The organism is Enterobacter cloacae complex sp. 302F9, from assembly GCF_050030335.1.
Classification (GTDB): Bacteria; Pseudomonadota; Gammaproteobacteria; order Enterobacterales; family Enterobacteriaceae; genus Enterobacter; species Enterobacter hormaechei_C.
This window is the reverse complement of the sequence record NZ_JBLGUC010000001.1, coordinates 4,211,451-4,227,200: the sequence shown is the minus strand read 5'-3', so window position 1 is coordinate 4,227,200 and position 15,750 is coordinate 4,211,451. Positions and strand designations below refer to the sequence as shown.

The window sequence follows — 15,750 nt, the reverse complement described above, 5'->3', positions numbered from 1 at the left end:
CCACTCATGCTGTTAAATGCGTTGGCGGGTCTTGGACACCGTGGCCTAAAAACCATCAGTACGTTCGGGCGTGCCGGATTAATGTTGTTCAACGCGCTGGTCGGCAAACCGGAGTTCCGCAAGCATGCGCCGTTATTGGTACGGCAGCTTTATAACGTCGGCGTGCTGTCGATGCTTATCATCATCGTGTCGGGTCTGTTTATTGGCATGGTGCTGGGGTTGCAGGGGTATCTGGTGCTGACAACCTACAGCGCGGAAACCAGCCTTGGCATGCTGGTGGCGCTCTCGCTGCTGCGTGAACTCGGGCCGGTGGTTGCCGCGCTGCTGTTCGCCGGGCGTGCCGGGTCAGCGTTGACGGCGGAAATTGGCCTGATGCGCGCCACCGAGCAGCTCTCCAGTATGGAGATGATGGCAGTCGATCCGCTGCGCCGGGTAATCTCGCCGCGCTTCTGGGCCGGGGTTATCTCCTTGCCGTTACTGACTATCCTCTTTGTGGCGGTAGGTATCTGGGGAGGCGCGCTGGTTGGCGTTAACTGGAAAGGCATTGATGCCGGATTCTTCTGGTCTGCCATGCAGGACGCCATCGATCTGCGGATGGATCTGGTGAACTGTCTGATCAAGAGCGTGGTTTTCGCTGTGACGGTTACCTGGATTGCGTTGTTTAATGGTTACGATGCCATTCCGACGTCGGCGGGCATTAGCCGTGCAACGACGCGTACTGTCGTACATTCGTCGCTGGCCGTTTTAGGTCTGGATTTTGTGCTCACCGCACTGATGTTTGGGAATTGAGTTCATGCAAACGAGAAAAAATGAAATTTGGGTTGGCGTGTTTCTGCTTCTGGCGCTGCTGGCCGCGCTGTTCATCTGCCTGCGAGCGGCGGACATCACCTCTGTTCGCGCCGAGCCGACGTATCGTGTCTACGCGACTTTCGATAACATCGGCGGCCTGAAAGCGCGCTCACCGGTGCGTATTGGTGGCGTCGTTATCGGACGTGTCGCTGACATTACGCTTGATGAGAAAACCTATCTGCCGCGCGTCGCGATGGATATCGAAGAGCGCTATAACCACATTCCGGACACCAGCTCGCTTTCTATCCGCACCTCTGGCCTGCTGGGGGAGCAATATCTGGCCCTTAACGTTGGTTTTGAAGATCCTGAGCTGGGAACGACTATCCTTAAAGACGGTAGCGTAATCCAGGATACCAAGTCAGCGATGGTGCTGGAAGATATGATTGGTCAGTTCCTTTACAACAGTAAAGGGGATGATAAAAAGTCTGACGATGCCCCTGCGCAGAGTGAAGACCACACCAACGTCGAACCGACGCCAGGCGCGACGAATTAATTTCAGGAGAAGTTATTCATGTTTAAACGACTGTTAATGGTTGCCATGCTGGTCATTGCCCCTCTTACCGCGGCGCACGCTGCGGATCAGAGTAACCCGTACAAACTGATGAATGAGGCCGCGAAGAAAACCTTCGACCGTCTTAAAAACGAACAGCCAAAAATCCGTTCTAACCCGGATTATCTGCGTGATGTGGTGGATCAGGAACTGCTGCCGTATGTGCAGATCAAGTATGCGGGCGCACTGGTGCTGGGCCGTTACTACAAAGACGCGACCCCGGCGCAGCGCGAGGCTTACTTTGCGGCGTTCCGTGAATACCTGAAACAGGCTTACGGCCAGGCGCTGGCGATGTACCACGGGCAGACCTATCAGATTGCCCCTGAACAGCCGCTGGGCGATGCCACTATCATTCCTATTCGCGTGACGATTATCGATCCAAACGGTCGTCCACCGGTTCGTCTGGACTTCCAGTGGCGTAAAAACAGCCAGACCGGAAACTGGCAGGCGTACGACATGATTGCTGAAGGCGTCAGCATGATCACCACTAAACAGAACGAGTGGAGCGATCTGCTGCGCACTAAAGGCATCGATGGCCTGACGGCTCAGCTTCAGTCCATCTCTCGTCAGAAAATTACCCTGGACGAGAAGAAGTAATGTCACAGCAGCTTAGCTGGGCGCGTGACGGCGAGACGTTGACGCTGACGGGAGAGCTGGATCAGGATCTGCTTAACCCGCTGTGGGACGCTCGCCATAACGCGATGCAGGGCGTGACGCTGATTGATCTCCATGGCGTTACGCGGGTAGATACCGCCGGTATCGCCCTGCTGGCGCACCTGGTGGCCACGGGCAAAAAGCAGGGGAGCAGCGTTACCCTGACGGGGGTAAGCGATAACGTGATTACCCTTGCACAGCTTTACAATTTGCCCGAAGACGTATTACCTCGCTAATTTTTTCAGTACGTTACTTCTGAAAGCCCCGACAGTTTACGCGTCGGGGCTTTTTGCTTGTTTAAGACCGCGCCACTTTGCTCTAAGATGTTGAGCTTGTTTTCACTATCAGATGATGTAGACCCCATGGAAAATAATGAAATCCAGACTGTGCTGATGAATGCACTCTCCCTTCAGGAAGCCCACGTCTCTGGCGATGGCAGTCACTTCCAGGTTATTGCTGTGGGTGAGATGTTCGACGGAATGAGTCGCGTGAAGAAACAGCAGGCTGTGTACGCGCCGCTGATGGAATACATTGCGGATAACCGCATCCACGCCCTGTCGATTAAAGCGTTCACCCCACAGGAGTGGGCACGCGATCGCAAACTAAACGGTTTTTGAGCTGAGGGCGGAACGCCCGCAGCACGGTTGAATTTATAAGAGAGCAAACGATGGATAAATTTCGTGTACAGGGACCCACGCGTCTCCAGGGCGAAGTCACAATTTCTGGCGCTAAAAACGCCGCGCTGCCCATTCTTTTCGCTGCGCTGCTCGCAGAAGAGCCGGTAGAGATCCAGAACGTACCGAAGCTGAAAGATATCGACACGACCATGAAGTTGCTCGGCCAGTTGGGTACCAAAGTGGAGCGTAACGGTTCCGTCTGGATCGATGCCAGCAACGTGAACAACTTCTCAGCGCCGTATGAGCTGGTGAAAACCATGCGTGCTTCCATCTGGGCGCTTGGTCCGCTGGTGGCGCGTTTCGGTCAGGGACAGGTTTCACTGCCGGGCGGATGCGCTATCGGCGCGCGTCCCGTTGACCTGCATATCTTCGGCCTGGAAAAACTCGGCGCGGAGATCAAGTTGGAAGAGGGTTACGTTAAAGCGTCCGTCAATGGTCGTCTGAAAGGCGCGCACATTGTCATGGACAAAGTGAGCGTGGGCGCAACGGTCACCATCATGTCGGCTGCTACGCTGGCAGAAGGCACTACCATCATCGAAAACGCCGCCCGTGAGCCGGAGATCGTGGATACCGCGAACTTCCTGGTCGCGCTGGGGGCGAAGATCAGCGGGCAGGGCACAGACCGTATCACCATCGAAGGCGTTGAACGTCTGGGTGGTGGTGTGTATCGCGTACTGCCAGATCGTATCGAAACCGGTACTTTCCTGGTGGCCGCGGCCATTTCTGGCGGTAAGATTGTCTGCCGTAACGCCCAGCCAGATACCCTGGATGCGGTGCTGGCGAAACTGCGCGATGCGGGTGCGGATATCGAAATCGGTGAAGACTGGATCAGCCTCGATATGCACGGGCAGCGTCCTAAAGCCGTTAACGTGCGTACTGCGCCACATCCGGCATTCCCGACGGATATGCAGGCACAGTTCACGCTGTTGAACCTGGTGGCCGAAGGCACGGGCTTCATCACGGAAACTATCTTCGAAAACCGTTTCATGCACGTACCGGAACTGATCCGTATGGGTGCGCATGCTGAGATTGAAAGCAACACGGTAATTTGCCACGGCGTTGAAAAACTGTCCGGTGCGCAGGTGATGGCGACCGATCTGCGCGCGTCTGCGAGCCTCGTGCTGGCAGGTTGTATTGCGGAAGGGACTACCGTTGTCGATCGTATCTACCACATCGATCGTGGTTACGAGCGTATTGAGGACAAACTGCGCGCGCTGGGTGCAAATATCGAGCGTGTGAAGGGCGAGTAATCGTTCCGGCACCCCCCTGCCATAACAGGCCGGGGGATTGCTGTTCCTGTCAATCCTGGTGCATCAGTCCTGATGTGCTTTCTTCGTTTTGCCCTGGCGCATCATGCGCGTTCTGTCGATAAATTCATGGGTAATAGGATCGTGGTAGCGTGACGGCCATATCACCCACGGATGCGTATCCAGCGCCGTCGCGATAATCAGTTCCCCCTTCGGCCATGGGCGGGTCAGGGCGTTTGCCAGCGTCGACGAGCTTAGCCCATGACGACGTGATTCGGCAGCCAGCGATGTTCCTTTTTTACGCAGTGCCGCAATAATGTCAGCAGAATGCCAGTCGATGAATTTTGTATCCATAATGCTGTCCTTGTGTTCGTTATCGTCCACGTCGTTTCGTGTGAAAAGACAGCATTACTATACTCACTTCGAACATGTGTTCTAAAAAGTTCATGTTACGAGAAGCAATATTCAGAATAAGGCACGGCTTTATACATGCGGCCTGTAACCCGATGGGCTTACGCGGAAATGTAATTTATTGGTGTGTACTGGAATCTCCCTGCGTGGGCGCAGGGAGATGAGGAGGGGATTATCGGTCGCGCTGGACGGCGATGTGCGCGAGGCCGATTAGCGCATCACGCCATGGGCTGTCGGGAATGACCTGAATGGCGGCGATGGCTTTGTCCGCTTCTTCTTCAGCGCGCTGACGCGTCCATTCCAGGGAGCCGCAGATAGCCATTGTTTCCAGTACCGGTTCCAGAAGATGGCGTCCATTTCCCTGCTCGATAGCCTCCCGGATCATTTTCGCCTGCTCTGGTGTGCCATTGCGCATCGCGTGGAGCAGCGGCAGCGTTGGCTTGCCTTCGTTCAGGTCATCGCCGACGTTTTTACCGAGCGTTTCGCCATCCGCGCTGTAGTCCAGCAAATCATCAATCAGCTGGAACGCGGTGCCGAGATAACGGCCATAGTCCTGAAGGCCCTTTTCCTGAGCTTCGCTACAGCCTGCCAGAATGCCGGAGCATTGCGCGGCGGCTTCGAACAGACGTGCGGTCTTGCTGTAAATCACCCGCATATAGTTTTCTTCGGTGATGTCCGGGTCGTTGACGTTCATCAGCTGTAGGACTTCACCTTCAGCGATAACGTTCACGGCTTCTGACATCACTTCCAGCACCTTCAGCGAGCCAAGGCTGGTCATCATCTGGAAGGCGCGGGTATAGATAAAATCGCCTACCAGAACGCTTGCCGCATTACCAAACGCGGCGTTGGCGGTGGCTTTTCCACGACGCATGTCTGATTCATCCACAACATCGTCGTGAAGCAGGGTGGCGGTGTGGATAAATTCGATCAGCGCCGCGATCGTGACGTGGGCATTTCCCTGATAGCCAACCGCGCGTGCGGCCAGAATGGCAATCATCGGACGAATACGTTTACCGCCGCCGCTGACGATGTAATAGCCCAACTGATTGATCAGCTGAACGTCAGAGTTGAGTTGCTCCAGGATTGCTGCATTCACACCCGCCATATCTTGCGCGGTTAACTCATTGATTTTTTCTAAATTCATCGCAAAAGCCGGGCTTTTTATCCTGTTTATCCCACACGAGATGGGTACACAAAGGGTTTCGGTTTATAAATAGTATTGCTGATTGTACTGAAAAAACGGCTCAGATAAACGTTACCGTACGTGTTGTGTTTTTTTTCTTCATGTATTGATGGTAGCACTTGTCAAAGGCTCGCGTTTTGCGTAATATTCGCGCCCTATTGTGAATATTTATAGCGCACTCTGAATCATACGAGGATGTGCGCGGAAGCGGAGTTTATATGTACGCGGTTTTCCAAAGTGGTGGTAAACAACACCGAGTAAGCGAAGGTCAGACCGTTCGCCTGGAAAAGCTGGACATCGCAACTGGCGAATCTGTTGAGTTCGCTGAAGTTCTGATGATCGCAAACGGTGAAGAAGTCAAAATCGGCGTTCCTTTCGTTGATGGCGGCGTTATCAAAGCTGAAGTTGTTGCTCACGGTCGTGGCGAGAAAGTTAAAATCGTTAAGTTTCGTCGTCGTAAACACTATCGTAAGCAGCAGGGCCACCGTCAGTGGTTCACTGATGTGAAAATTACTGGCATCAGCGCCTAAGACCTGAGGAGAGATTTAAATGGCACATAAAAAGGCTGGCGGCTCCACACGTAACGGTCGCGATTCAGAAGCTAAACGCCTGGGCGTTAAGCGTTTCGGTGGCGAATCCGTTCTGGCGGGTAGCATCATCGTTCGTCAGCGTGGCACCAAGTTCCACGCGGGTACCAACGTAGGTTGCGGTCGTGACCACACTCTGTTTGCTAAAGCAGACGGTAAAGTGAAATTTGAAGTTAAAGGCCCGAACAACCGTAAATACATCAGCATCGTTGCTGAGTAAGGTTTTCTCGGTCCGGTAACGGATTAAAGCCCCGCAACGTGTTGCGGGGCTTTTTACATTGGAAACCCGGAAAATTTTCTGTAGGGAAAACGGGCATGAAGCAGCAGGCCGGCATGGGTATTCTTTTGGCGCTCACTACCGCAATGTGCTGGGGTGCGCTGCCAATTGCAATGAAGCAGGTACTGGAAGTCATGGAGCCACCGACGGTGGTGTTTTATCGCTTCCTGATGGCAAGCATAGGCCTGGGCGCCATTCTGGCCGTCAAAGGTAAGCTGCCACCGCTGCGCATCTTCCGAAAACCGCGTTGGCTGGTGTTACTGGCTATCGCGACGGGCGGTCTGTTCGGTAACTTCATTCTGTTCAGCTCTTCCCTGCAATATCTTAGCCCTACAGCGTCGCAGGTGATTGGTCAGCTTTCACCGGTCGGCATGATGGTCGCCAGCGTATTCATCCTCAAGGAGAAGATGCGCGGCACGCAGATCATCGGGGCAAGCATGCTGCTTTGCGGGCTGGTGATGTTCTTTAACACCAGCCTGATTGAGATTTTTACCCGCCTGACGGATTACACCTGGGGTGTCATTTTTGGGGTGGGTGCAGCAACGGTCTGGGTGAGTTATGGCGTCGCGCAAAAGGTGTTATTGCGCCGTCTTGCCTCACAGCAGATCCTCTTTTTGCTGTACACTTTGTGTACACTGGCATTATTGCCTTTAGCGAAGCCGGGTGTAATTACCCAGCTCAGCGACTGGCAACTGGCGTGCCTCATTTTTTGTGGGCTGAATACGCTGGTCGGTTATGGCGCTCTGGCTGAAGCCATGGCGCGCTGGCAGGCAGCACAGGTGAGCGCCTTAATCACGCTTACCCCGCTGTTTACGCTGTTATTTTCAGATTTGTTATCAATGGCCTGGCCCGATGTCTTCGTCAAGCCGATGCTCAACCTGTTGGGTTATCTCGGTGCGTTTGTCGTGGTTGCGGGCGCGATGTATTCCGCCATTGGTCATCGTCTTTGGGGGCGTTGGCGCAAAAATGAAGCGGTTGTAATAGTCCCCCGCTCAGGCGAATGAGTTACGGAGAGTAAAATGAAGTTTGTTGATGAAGCGACGATTCTGGTCGTGGCAGGTGATGGCGGTAACGGTTGTGTAAGCTTCCGCCGTGAAAAATATATTCCTCGTGGCGGTCCTGACGGCGGTGACGGTGGGGACGGTGGCGACGTGTGGCTGGAGGCGGATGAAAACCTCAACACGCTGATCGACTACCGTTTCGAAAAATCTTTCCGCGCCGAGCGTGGCCAGAACGGCCAGAGCCGCGACTGTACCGGTAAACGCGGTAAAGACGTGACGATCAAAGTGCCGGTGGGTACGCGTGTCATCGATCAGGGCACGGGCGAAACCATGGGTGATATGACCAAACACGGTCAGCGCCTGATGGTGGCGAAAGGCGGCTGGCATGGTCTGGGTAACAGCCGTTTCAAATCTTCCGTTAACCGTACCCCGCGTCAGAAAACCATGGGTACCCCGGGTGATAAGCGCGACCTGCAACTGGAACTGATGCTGCTGGCGGATGTGGGGATGCTGGGTATGCCAAACGCCGGTAAATCGACGTTTATCCGTGCGGTCTCTGCGGCGAAACCCAAAGTAGCGGATTATCCGTTTACGACGCTGGTGCCGAGCCTGGGCGTTGTCCGTATGGATAACGAGAAGAGCTTTGTGGTCGCTGACATCCCGGGTCTGATTGAAGGGGCAGCAGAAGGCGCCGGTCTGGGTATTCGCTTCCTGAAGCACCTTGAGCGTTGTCGCGTACTGTTGCACCTCATCGACATCGATCCAATCGACGGTTCCGATCCGGTTGAAAACGCCCGTATTATTATCGGCGAGCTGGAGAAATACAGTGAAAAACTGGCGCAAAAACCGCGCTGGCTGGTATTTAACAAGATCGACCTGATGGATAAAGCGGAAGCTGAAGCGAAAGCTAAAGCGATTGCCGACGCGATGGGTTGGGAAGATAAGTACTATCTGATCTCTGCCGCCAGCCAGGTTGGCGTGAAAGATCTCTGCTGGGATGTGATGACCTTTATCATCGAGAATCCGGTTGTTCAGGCAGAAGAGGCGAAACAGCCTGAAAAAGTCGAATTCATGTGGGATGACTACCACCGCCAGCAGCTCGAAGAGCTGGAAGCGGAAGAAGATGATGAAGACTGGGACGATGACTGGGATGAAGACGACGAAGAAGGCGTCGAGTTCATCTACAAGCACTAACCCCTGTATAAAGCCCCTTAACGGGGCTTTTTTTTATCCTATTTTCGCCGGTAACCAACAGCTGGCGATGAGGCCGCCCCCAGCGCCGTTCTCCAGCGTTAAATGGCCATGATGGAGCTGTACGATACGCTGTACGATGCTCAGCCCAAGGCCGCTGCCGCCGTAGCGCTGGTCGAGACGTTGGAAAGGTTCGGTGATCGACTGGCGGTGCGCCTCATCAATACCCGGCCCCTGATCGGTAACGCTTACCCGGGTACCGCCCTCCGTCGCTGTTAATGCCACTTCAATGGTTGTGCCTGCCGGGCTGTAGCGGGCGGCATTCTCCAGAAGGTTCCTTAGCATCAGACGTAACAGGACGGCGTCCCCCTGAACCGTCAGTACGCTGTGGGCCGGCCATATTACCGTATGCTCTTTGGCTTCATGCTCCAGGCTGAGCGGAGCAATGATCGTCTCCGTCCAGTTCACGGTATCGTAATGGCCGCTGGCCATCGCCTGCCCGGCACGCGCCAGCATCAGCAGCTGTTCCACCGTGTGCATCAACTGATCGATACGGCTTATCAGTGGCGTGGCCTGCGGGGAACCGGACTGAGCCATCAGTTCCAGATGGAGCCTGATCCCCGCAAGCGGCGTACGTAACTCGTGTGCCGCATCGGCGGTAAACAGGCGTTCCTGTTGAATAGTGTGGTCCAGCCGGGCGAGGAGTTGATTGAGCGACGTGGTCACAGCGCCTATCTCTTCCATATCGGAATACATCGGCAGGGGAGTCAGATTATCCGCCGAACGGTTCGCAAGGCTGGCGCGAAGTTTGTTGAGTGGTCGGGTGATCCAGGTGACTGCCCAGAATGAGAAGAGCAAGGTAAAACCGACCATCACCAGAGAAGGGACCAGCAGGGAGGCAATGGCTTCGCGGATCTCTTTTTCGACATGGTTGTTGCGCGCTTTGGCGGACAACGTTTCGTTCACCAGAAAACCGATCTGCTCGCGGCTCTCATGCCACAGCCAGACTACGCTAATGAGTTGAAAAAATAGCAGAATAACCGCCAGCAACACCATTAATCGCCGGCGCATACTGTTCATTTCTGGCTCTCCAGACGGTAACCCACGCCGCGTACGGTTTTGATGCGATCTTTACCGAGCTTGCGCCGCAGATTATGAATGTGAACTTCAAGCGTGTTTGATCCCGGATCGTCCTGCCAGGAGTAGATGTCCTGTTGCAGCGTTTCACGGTGCACGGTCTGCCCGCTGCGCATGATCAGGCGCGTCAGCAGAGCGAACTCTTTTGGCGTCACTTCCACAGGCTGAGACTGGCGCAACACCTGCTGAGTTTGCAGATTGAGGGTGATATCTCCGTCCGTCAGCAGGTTGTCGCTGTGGCCCTGATAGCGGCGGATCAACGCCCGTACGCGAGCCTGTAGCTCGGCAAGGGCGAAGGGTTTTACCAGATAATCGTCAGCGCCAGAATCCAGCCCGTTAATTCTGTCTTCAATGGCATCGCGGGCGGTGAGAATCAAGACGGGATTCTCAACCCCGCGACGACGCCACTGGCAGAGCAGCGTCGCGCCGTCTTTATCCGGCAGCCCTAAATCCAGGATCACGAGGCTGTATTCACCGCTCTGGATCAGGGCATCTGCTTCAGCGGCCGTGGTGGCACAATCCAGGGCGTAGCCTTCATTCCCCAGCGCCAGCGCTAACCCTTCCTGCAATAACAGATCGTCTTCAACTATCAGTAGTTTCATCGCTAGTTATTCTGGTAGATGTCCTTATAGAGCCTGCTTTCGAAACGCACCAGTGGAATACGGCGATTGCGCTGGTCAGCCGGTTCGACGGCATAGCCGGAAAGATACTGCACAAATGCCATGCGTTGTCCGCTGGCGGTAGTGATAAAACCGGCAAGGTTGTAAACGCCTTGCAGGGAACCCGTTTTGGCTGACACTTTGCCATCCACGCCCGCAGCGTGAAGGCCCGCGCGGTACTGAAGAGAGCCGTCGTGTCCGGCAAGCGGCAGCATCGTAATAAAGTTTAGCTCAGCGTCATGCTGAGCAATGTACTGCAACACCTGCATCATGGTGGCCGGCGAGATCAGGTTATGACGCGATAAACCGGAACCATCAACGGCGATCGTATTGCCCAGATCGATACCCGCCTGCTGGCGCAGGATCTGACGTACGGCATCAGAACCGGCCCGCCAGGTGCCCGGCACACCAAATCGCGCGTGCCCAATCATGCGGAACACCGTGTCGGCAATCATGTTATCCGACTTTTTCAGCATAATCTTAAGCAAATCATGCAGTGGCGCGGACTGTTTGCTGGCGATCACCGTGCCTGGCTCATTCACCTGCGTCTGGCGCAGCAGCGTTCCGGTGTAGGTTATGCCCGCCTGCTTCAGTTCATCTTTAAAAATGGCACCGGCATAGCCCGCGCCATCCTGAATGGCGAAGGCCAGCGGGAGGGGATCGGACCGCTGGGTCAGGCAGCCGGTGAGCGTATAGCGATTGAGATCGCCCGGTACCACGTCCAGCTCGCAATACTGCGCCTCCGGGGAGCCTTTCGCCAGCGTCCGCACCTGGCTGAACATCGTGACCGGGTAGTATGAGGCCACGCGGATAAAAGCTAAGTCATTTGGTTTTGGCGCGCTGTAAAGCGATACGGAGAAGCAGTTACGGTCAACGATGGCGGCGGCTGGCGGGGCGCTAAAGCACTGCGTCATGTCGTTCCACGGCCAGCCAGGCGCTTTATCGTGGCTGGCGAAAATGGAGGTGTCGATCAGCACGTTGCCATCAATTTTTGTTACGCCGGATTTTTTCAGTACCGCCACCATATTGCGGACATCCTGGCGCTTAAAGGTGGGATCGCCACCAAAACGGGCGATAAGATCGCCTTTCAGTTCGCCACCCTCAACGTTACCTCTGGTTTCAAGGGTGGTAGTAAAACGGAAGTCAGGCCCGAGCTGGAGCAGGGCGGCGAGGGCAGTGATCACCTTCTGGGTACTGGCAGGCAGCGCCATCTGTTGACTGTGATAATCAATCTCGGGAGCCTGCGCGCCAACCTTCTGCACCATCAGGGCAAGGTTCGCGCCGGCGGGCAGTTGATTAATGTACTCATCAACATTCGCGGCCTGAACGGTGAACGTTATACTGGTAGTCAATCCGATGATAAAACTGGAAAATCGCATAATCTCGCGCTAACAACCCGAAAACAAACCGTCATACTACGGTGCATGGCACTGTAAAGTAAACGATGACCCATAGTGAACTTCGCGGTAAAATGCGTATCAAATTGAAAAATTGCTGCTGACCTGGGGCGTTGCTCCCGGGTCGGTTTTCTTTTTGCTTCTGGCCTGTTCAGGTGGGCTGGAGCAGGGAACACTGCTCCCAACAGGAATGTTTAAGAGGTATAACAAATGCAAGCTATTCCGATGACCTTACGTGGTGCCGAAAAACTGCGCGAAGAGCTGGATTTTCTCAAATCCGTGCGTCGCCCTGAAATCATCGCCGCTATCGCGGAAGCGCGTGAGCATGGCGACCTGAAAGAGAATGCTGAATACCACGCGGCGCGTGAGCAGCAGGGTTTCTGTGAGGGGCGCATTAAAGATATCGAGGCGAAACTGTCTAACGCGCAGGTTATCGATATCACCAAAATGCCAAATAATGGCCGTGTGATCTTCGGCTCTACCGTCAGCGTCCTGAATCTGGACAACGACGAAGAGCAGACCTATCGCATCGTGGGTGATGATGAAGCGGACTTCAAACAGAACCTGATTTCGGTGAACTCGCCGATTGCTCGTGGCCTGATTGGCAAAGAGCAGGACGATGTGGTCACCATCCGCACCCCTGGTGGTGAAGTGGAATACGAAATTATTAAGGTTGAATACCTGTAATTCGCTTCTCTACTAAGATGTTGATACATTGTAAAGAAAAGAAAAAGGCCGCATAGCGGCCTTTTATCAACTCAAGGAGCATGGCATTTTGCTCGCCTGCTGAAAGAAATCCCTCGTTTCACACACAAAATGTGTTCGATTCAGGATATCCTTAACGTGGCAGCGAGATTTTGCGCTCTTTTGATGGGCGATAGAGCACCAGCGTTTTACCGATGACCTGTACATTACAGGCGCCGGTTTCGCGCACGATGGCTTCCACGATCAGGTTTTTAGTGTCTCTGTCTTCAGAGGCGATTTTCACCTTGATCAGCTCGTGGTGTTCCAGCGCTTGTTCAATCTCGGCAAGCACCCCTTCGGTCAAACCATTGTTGCCAAGCATCACTACAGGCTTGAGCGGATGTGCCAGACCTTTAAGGTGCTGTTTTTGTTTAGTACTCAGATTCATCGTATATTTTTGCTTACGTTGGGATTGAAAACGGTTCATTCTACCGCCATCTCCCTAATATCGCCAAATAGCTGCGTAGAAATTTACGTCACAGGCAAGCAACGATGAACCAGGACGGAAATGTTAAATGACAGGTAAAAAGCGTTCTGCCAGCTCCAGCCGCTGGCTTCAGGAACACTTTAGCGATAAATATGTTCAACAGGCGCAGAAAAAGGGGTTGCGTTCCCGCGCCTGGTTTAAACTTGATGAAATACAGCAAAGTGACAAACTTTTTAAACCGGGAATGACGGTGGTCGACCTCGGTGCGGCACCTGGCGGATGGTCCCAGTATGCGGTTACGCAGATCGGCGGAACGGGCCGAATCATCGCATGCGATCTTTTACCAATGGATCCCATCGTCGGTGTCGACTTCCTTCAGGGCGACTTTCGTGATGAATTAGTGCTTAAAGCACTACTTGATCGTGTAGGTGACAGTAAGGTCCAGGTTGTCATGTCGGATATGGCGCCAAATATGTGTGGAACACCGGCGGTGGATATCCCCCGCGCCATGTATCTGGTGGAACTAGCGTTAGAAATGTGTCGTGATGTACTAGCGCCTGGTGGTAGTTTTGTTGTGAAGGTGTTTCAGGGCGAAGGTTTCGAGGAGTATCTTAAGGAAATTCGCTCCCTGTTTGCGAAGGTCAAAGTTCGTAAGCCGGACTCTTCCCGGGCCCGTTCCCGTGAAGTGTATATTGTAGCGACCGGGCGAAAATGATAACCGGTAGATTTCAGGCGAAAGTTTGAATGAAACTGGATATAGAGTATCCTGACGCTGTTTTTAACACAGTTGTAATATGAGGTTAATCCCTTGAGTGACATGGCGAAAAACCTAATACTCTGGCTGGTCATTGCCGTTGTGCTGATGTCAGTATTCCAGAGCTTTGGGCCCAGCGAGTCGAATGGCCGCAAGGTGGATTATTCTACCTTCCTGCAAGAGGTCAATCAGGACCAGGTTCGCGAAGCGCGTATCAACGGACGTGAGATCAACGTTACCAAGAAAGATAGTAACCGTTACACGACTTACATCCCGGTGAACGATCCTAAGCTGCTTGATAACCTTCTGACCAAAAACGTCAAAGTGGTAGGCGAGCCGCCGGAAGAACCAAGCCTGCTGGCTTCTATCTTCATTTCCTGGTTCCCGATGCTGCTTCTTATCGGCGTCTGGATCTTCTTTATGCGCCAGATGCAGGGCGGTGGTGGCAAAGGTGCCATGTCGTTCGGTAAGAGCAAGGCGCGTATGCTGACGGAAGACCAGATCAAGACCACGTTTGCTGACGTAGCAGGTTGTGACGAAGCAAAAGAAGAGGTGGGTGAACTGGTTGAATACCTGCGCGAGCCGAGCCGTTTCCAGAAACTGGGCGGTAAGATCCCGAAAGGCGTCCTGATGGTCGGCCCTCCGGGTACCGGTAAAACCCTGCTGGCAAAAGCCATCGCGGGTGAAGCGAAGGTGCCGTTCTTTACTATTTCAGGTTCTGACTTCGTTGAAATGTTCGTGGGTGTCGGTGCATCTCGTGTGCGTGACATGTTCGAGCAGGCTAAGAAGGCAGCACCGTGCATCATCTTCATCGATGAAATCGACGCCGTAGGCCGCCAGCGTGGCGCAGGCCTGGGTGGTGGTCACGATGAACGTGAGCAGACGCTGAACCAGATGCTGGTTGAGATGGACGGCTTCGAAGGTAACGAAGGTATCATCGTTATCGCGGCAACTAACCGTCCGGACGTACTCGACCCTGCGCTGCTGCGTCCAGGCCGTTTTGACCGTCAGGTTGTGGTCGGTCTGCCGGATGTTCGCGGTCGTGAACAGATTCTGAAAGTGCATATGCGACGCGTACCGCTGGCGCCAGATATCGACGCGGCAATCATCGCGCGTGGTACTCCAGGCTTCTCCGGTGCGGATCTGGCTAACCTGGTCAACGAAGCTGCACTGTTTGCCGCTCGCGGTAACAAGCGCGTGGTGTCCATGGTGGAATTCGAGAAAGCGAAAGACAAAATCATGATGGGTGCGGAACGTCGCTCCATGGTGATGACGGAAGCGCAGAAAGAGTCCACGGCATATCACGAAGCGGGCCACGCGATTATCGGTCGTCTGGTGCCGGAACACGATCCCGTACACAAGGTGACGATTATTCCGCGCGGTCGTGCGCTGGGTGTGACCTTCTTCCTGCCTGAAGGCGACGCGATCAGCGCCAGCCGTCAGAAGCTGGAAAGCCAGATTTCAACCCTGTACGGCGGTCGTCTGGCTGAAGAGATTATCTACGGTGCGGAACATGTTTCCACCGGTGCGTCGAACGATATTAAAGTGGCGACAAACCTGGCGCGTAACATGGTGACTCAGTGGGGCTTCTCCGACAAACTCGGTCCGCTGCTGTATGCAGAGGAAGAGGGCGAAGTATTCCTGGGCCGCTCTGTGGCAAAAGCGAAACATATGTCCGATGAAACGGCACGTATCATCGACCAGGAAGTGAAAGCGCTGATTGAACGTAACTACGCTCGCGCCCGTCAGATCCTGAACGACAATATGGACATCCTGCATTCGATGAAAGATGCGCTCATGAAATATGAGACCATCGATGCACCGCAGATTGACGACCTGATGGCGCGCCGCGAAGTGCGTCCGCCGGCAGGCTGGGAAGACCCAGGCGCGTCTAACAATTCTGACAACAATGGCACCCCGCGTGCGCCGCGTCCGGTCGATGAACCGCGTACGCCAAACCCGGGCAACACCATGTCAGAGCAGTTGGGCGACAAGTAAGTCACTG

General features: G+C 54.3%; 19 protein-coding genes. 13 read left to right on the top strand and 6 right to left on the bottom strand.

Annotated elements, in window-relative coordinates; genetic code table 11:
• Positions 1–6 precede the first annotated feature (6 nt).
• The 6 genes from mlaE (at position 7) to murA (ending at position 3,980) form a co-directional block, all read left to right on the top strand.
• Positions 7–789, top strand: coding sequence for a lipid asymmetry maintenance ABC transporter permease subunit MlaE (gene mlaE, locus ACQG0T_RS20520; RefSeq protein WP_003861848.1), 783 nt, complete (start codon positions 7–9; stop codon positions 787–789).
• 4 nt (positions 790–793) lie between these two features.
• A complete protein-coding gene (mlaD, locus tag ACQG0T_RS20515) occupies positions 794–1,342 on the top strand; it encodes an outer membrane lipid asymmetry maintenance protein MlaD (protein ID WP_006812131.1) in 549 nt (182 codons plus the stop codon).
• A gap of 18 nt (positions 1,343–1,360) precedes the next feature.
• Positions 1,361–1,996 carry a phospholipid-binding protein MlaC gene (gene mlaC, locus ACQG0T_RS20510; protein ID WP_003861845.1) on the top strand — a complete coding sequence of 212 codons (636 nt, stop codon included), beginning with the start codon at positions 1,361–1,363 and terminating at the stop codon, positions 1,994–1,996.
• Positions 1,996–2,289 (top strand): lipid asymmetry maintenance protein MlaB, encoded by a 294-nt coding sequence (gene mlaB, locus ACQG0T_RS20505; RefSeq protein WP_003861843.1) that lies wholly within the window; start codon positions 1,996–1,998, stop codon positions 2,287–2,289. The genes mlaC and mlaB overlap by 1 nt, the downstream gene beginning before the upstream one ends.
• A 126-nt stretch (positions 2,290–2,415) precedes the next feature.
• On the top strand, positions 2,416–2,670 hold the full coding sequence (gene ibaG, locus ACQG0T_RS20500) for a BolA family iron metabolism protein IbaG (protein ID WP_003861840.1): 255 nt from the start codon (positions 2,416–2,418) through the stop codon (positions 2,668–2,670).
• 50 nt (positions 2,671–2,720) lie between these two features.
• Positions 2,721–3,980, top strand: coding sequence for a UDP-N-acetylglucosamine 1-carboxyvinyltransferase (murA, locus tag ACQG0T_RS20495; protein WP_006812128.1), 1,260 nt, complete (start codon positions 2,721–2,723; stop codon positions 3,978–3,980).
• A gap of 63 nt (positions 3,981–4,043) precedes the next feature.
• Here murA and sfsB read toward each other — a convergent pair whose 3' ends face one another.
• Together sfsB and ispB are read right to left on the bottom strand one after the other, a co-directional pair.
• Positions 4,044–4,331: a DNA-binding transcriptional regulator SfsB gene (gene sfsB, locus ACQG0T_RS20490; RefSeq protein WP_020480545.1), complete on the bottom strand. Its 288-nt coding sequence runs from the start codon at positions 4,329–4,331 to the stop codon at positions 4,044–4,046.
• Positions 4,332–4,560: 229 nt separating this feature from the next.
• Positions 4,561–5,532: an octaprenyl diphosphate synthase gene (ispB, locus tag ACQG0T_RS20485; protein ID WP_006812126.1), complete on the bottom strand. Its 972-nt coding sequence runs from the start codon at positions 5,530–5,532 to the stop codon at positions 4,561–4,563.
• A gap of 257 nt (positions 5,533–5,789) precedes the next feature.
• Between ispB and rplU the strand changes: the two genes are divergently transcribed.
• The 4 genes from rplU to cgtA all read left to right on the top strand — a co-directional run bounded on the left by rplU (position 5,790) and on the right by cgtA (position 8,630).
• Complete coding sequence (gene rplU / locus ACQG0T_RS20480; protein ID WP_003025032.1) at positions 5,790–6,101, top strand: 50S ribosomal protein L21; 312 nt, start codon at positions 5,790–5,792, stop codon at positions 6,099–6,101.
• 19 nt (positions 6,102–6,120) lie between these two features.
• Positions 6,121–6,378: a 50S ribosomal protein L27 gene (gene rpmA / locus ACQG0T_RS20475; RefSeq protein WP_003861831.1), complete on the top strand. Its 258-nt coding sequence runs from the start codon at positions 6,121–6,123 to the stop codon at positions 6,376–6,378.
• A gap of 95 nt (positions 6,379–6,473) precedes the next feature.
• Positions 6,474–7,439, top strand: a complete 966-nt coding sequence (locus tag ACQG0T_RS20470) for a DMT family transporter (RefSeq protein ID WP_015571979.1) — start codon at positions 6,474–6,476, stop codon at positions 7,437–7,439.
• A 15-nt stretch (positions 7,440–7,454) separates the two neighbouring features.
• Positions 7,455–8,630 (top strand): Obg family GTPase CgtA, encoded by a 1,176-nt coding sequence (gene cgtA / locus ACQG0T_RS20465; RefSeq protein WP_006812124.1) that lies wholly within the window; start codon positions 7,455–7,457, stop codon positions 8,628–8,630.
• A gap of 33 nt (positions 8,631–8,663) precedes the next feature.
• Here the strand turns inward: cgtA and pmrB are convergent, their stop codons facing one another.
• From pmrB to dacB, 3 genes are read right to left on the bottom strand one after another with little or no spacing between them, the layout of a single operon-like run.
• Positions 8,664–9,707 carry a two-component system sensor histidine kinase PmrB gene (gene pmrB / locus ACQG0T_RS20460; RefSeq protein ID WP_426723867.1) on the bottom strand — a complete coding sequence of 348 codons (1,044 nt, stop codon included), beginning with the start codon at positions 9,705–9,707 and terminating at the stop codon, positions 8,664–8,666.
• The gene (pmrA, locus tag ACQG0T_RS20455) at positions 9,704–10,366 is read right to left on the bottom strand and encodes a two-component system response regulator PmrA (protein ID WP_015571977.1); all 663 of its coding nucleotides are present in this window, start codon (positions 10,364–10,366) and stop codon (positions 9,704–9,706) included. Before pmrA ends, pmrB begins: the two co-directional genes overlap by 4 nt.
• A 2-nt stretch (positions 10,367–10,368) precedes the next feature.
• The gene (gene dacB, locus ACQG0T_RS20450) at positions 10,369–11,802 is read right to left on the bottom strand and encodes a serine-type D-Ala-D-Ala carboxypeptidase (protein WP_015571976.1); all 1,434 of its coding nucleotides are present in this window, start codon (positions 11,800–11,802) and stop codon (positions 10,369–10,371) included.
• 228 nt (positions 11,803–12,030) lie between these two features.
• On the opposite strand from dacB, the gene greA reads away from it, so the two are divergent.
• Complete coding sequence (greA, locus tag ACQG0T_RS20445; protein WP_006812122.1) at positions 12,031–12,507, top strand: transcription elongation factor GreA; 477 nt, start codon at positions 12,031–12,033, stop codon at positions 12,505–12,507.
• Positions 12,508–12,658: 151 nt separating this feature from the next.
• Here the strand turns inward: greA and yhbY are convergent, their stop codons facing one another.
• A complete protein-coding gene (gene yhbY, locus ACQG0T_RS20440; protein WP_003861814.1) occupies positions 12,659–12,952 on the bottom strand; it encodes a ribosome assembly RNA-binding protein YhbY in 294 nt (97 codons plus the stop codon).
• A gap of 127 nt (positions 12,953–13,079) precedes the next feature.
• Between yhbY and rlmE the strand changes: the two genes are divergently transcribed.
• A complete protein-coding gene (rlmE, locus tag ACQG0T_RS20435; RefSeq protein WP_003861812.1) occupies positions 13,080–13,706 on the top strand; it encodes a 23S rRNA (uridine(2552)-2'-O)-methyltransferase RlmE in 627 nt (208 codons plus the stop codon).
• A 102-nt stretch (positions 13,707–13,808) separates the two neighbouring features.
• A complete protein-coding gene (gene ftsH / locus ACQG0T_RS20430) occupies positions 13,809–15,743 on the top strand; it encodes an ATP-dependent zinc metalloprotease FtsH (RefSeq protein ID WP_003861810.1) in 1,935 nt (644 codons plus the stop codon).
• The last annotated feature ends 7 nt before the right edge of the window (positions 15,744–15,750 follow it).

What these genes read in the sequence shown, in the direction of transcription:
- mlaE (WP_003861848.1), top strand. Translation starts at nt 7, where the DNA reads ATGCTGTTAAATGCGTTGGCGGGTCTTGGACACCGTGGCCTAAAAACC.
- mlaD (WP_006812131.1), top strand. Translation starts at nt 794, where the DNA reads ATGCAAACGAGAAAAAATGAAATTTGGGTTGGCGTGTTTCTGCTTCTG.
- mlaC (WP_003861845.1), top strand. Translation starts at nt 1,361, where the DNA reads ATGTTTAAACGACTGTTAATGGTTGCCATGCTGGTCATTGCCCCTCTT.
- mlaB (WP_003861843.1), top strand. Translation starts at nt 1,996, where the DNA reads ATGTCACAGCAGCTTAGCTGGGCGCGTGACGGCGAGACGTTGACGCTG.
- ibaG (WP_003861840.1), top strand. Translation starts at nt 2,416, where the DNA reads ATGGAAAATAATGAAATCCAGACTGTGCTGATGAATGCACTCTCCCTT.
- murA (WP_006812128.1), top strand. Translation starts at nt 2,721, where the DNA reads ATGGATAAATTTCGTGTACAGGGACCCACGCGTCTCCAGGGCGAAGTC.
- sfsB (WP_020480545.1), bottom strand. Translation starts at nt 4,331, where the DNA reads ATGGATACAAAATTCATCGACTGGCATTCTGCTGACATTATTGCGGCA.
- ispB (WP_006812126.1), bottom strand. Translation starts at nt 5,532, where the DNA reads ATGAATTTAGAAAAAATCAATGAGTTAACCGCGCAAGATATGGCGGGT.
- rplU (WP_003025032.1), top strand. Translation starts at nt 5,790, where the DNA reads ATGTACGCGGTTTTCCAAAGTGGTGGTAAACAACACCGAGTAAGCGAA.
- rpmA (WP_003861831.1), top strand. Translation starts at nt 6,121, where the DNA reads ATGGCACATAAAAAGGCTGGCGGCTCCACACGTAACGGTCGCGATTCA.
- ACQG0T_RS20470 (WP_015571979.1), top strand. Translation starts at nt 6,474, where the DNA reads ATGAAGCAGCAGGCCGGCATGGGTATTCTTTTGGCGCTCACTACCGCA.
- cgtA (WP_006812124.1), top strand. Translation starts at nt 7,455, where the DNA reads ATGAAGTTTGTTGATGAAGCGACGATTCTGGTCGTGGCAGGTGATGGC.
- pmrB (WP_426723867.1), bottom strand. Translation starts at nt 9,707, where the DNA reads ATGAACAGTATGCGCCGGCGATTAATGGTGTTGCTGGCGGTTATTCTG.
- pmrA (WP_015571977.1), bottom strand. Translation starts at nt 10,366, where the DNA reads ATGAAACTACTGATAGTTGAAGACGATCTGTTATTGCAGGAAGGGTTA.
- dacB (WP_015571976.1), bottom strand. Translation starts at nt 11,802, where the DNA reads ATGCGATTTTCCAGTTTTATCATCGGATTGACTACCAGTATAACGTTC.
- greA (WP_006812122.1), top strand. Translation starts at nt 12,031, where the DNA reads ATGCAAGCTATTCCGATGACCTTACGTGGTGCCGAAAAACTGCGCGAA.
- yhbY (WP_003861814.1), bottom strand. Translation starts at nt 12,952, where the DNA reads ATGAATCTGAGTACTAAACAAAAACAGCACCTTAAAGGTCTGGCACAT.
- rlmE (WP_003861812.1), top strand. Translation starts at nt 13,080, where the DNA reads ATGACAGGTAAAAAGCGTTCTGCCAGCTCCAGCCGCTGGCTTCAGGAA.
- ftsH (WP_003861810.1), top strand. Translation starts at nt 13,809, where the DNA reads ATGGCGAAAAACCTAATACTCTGGCTGGTCATTGCCGTTGTGCTGATG.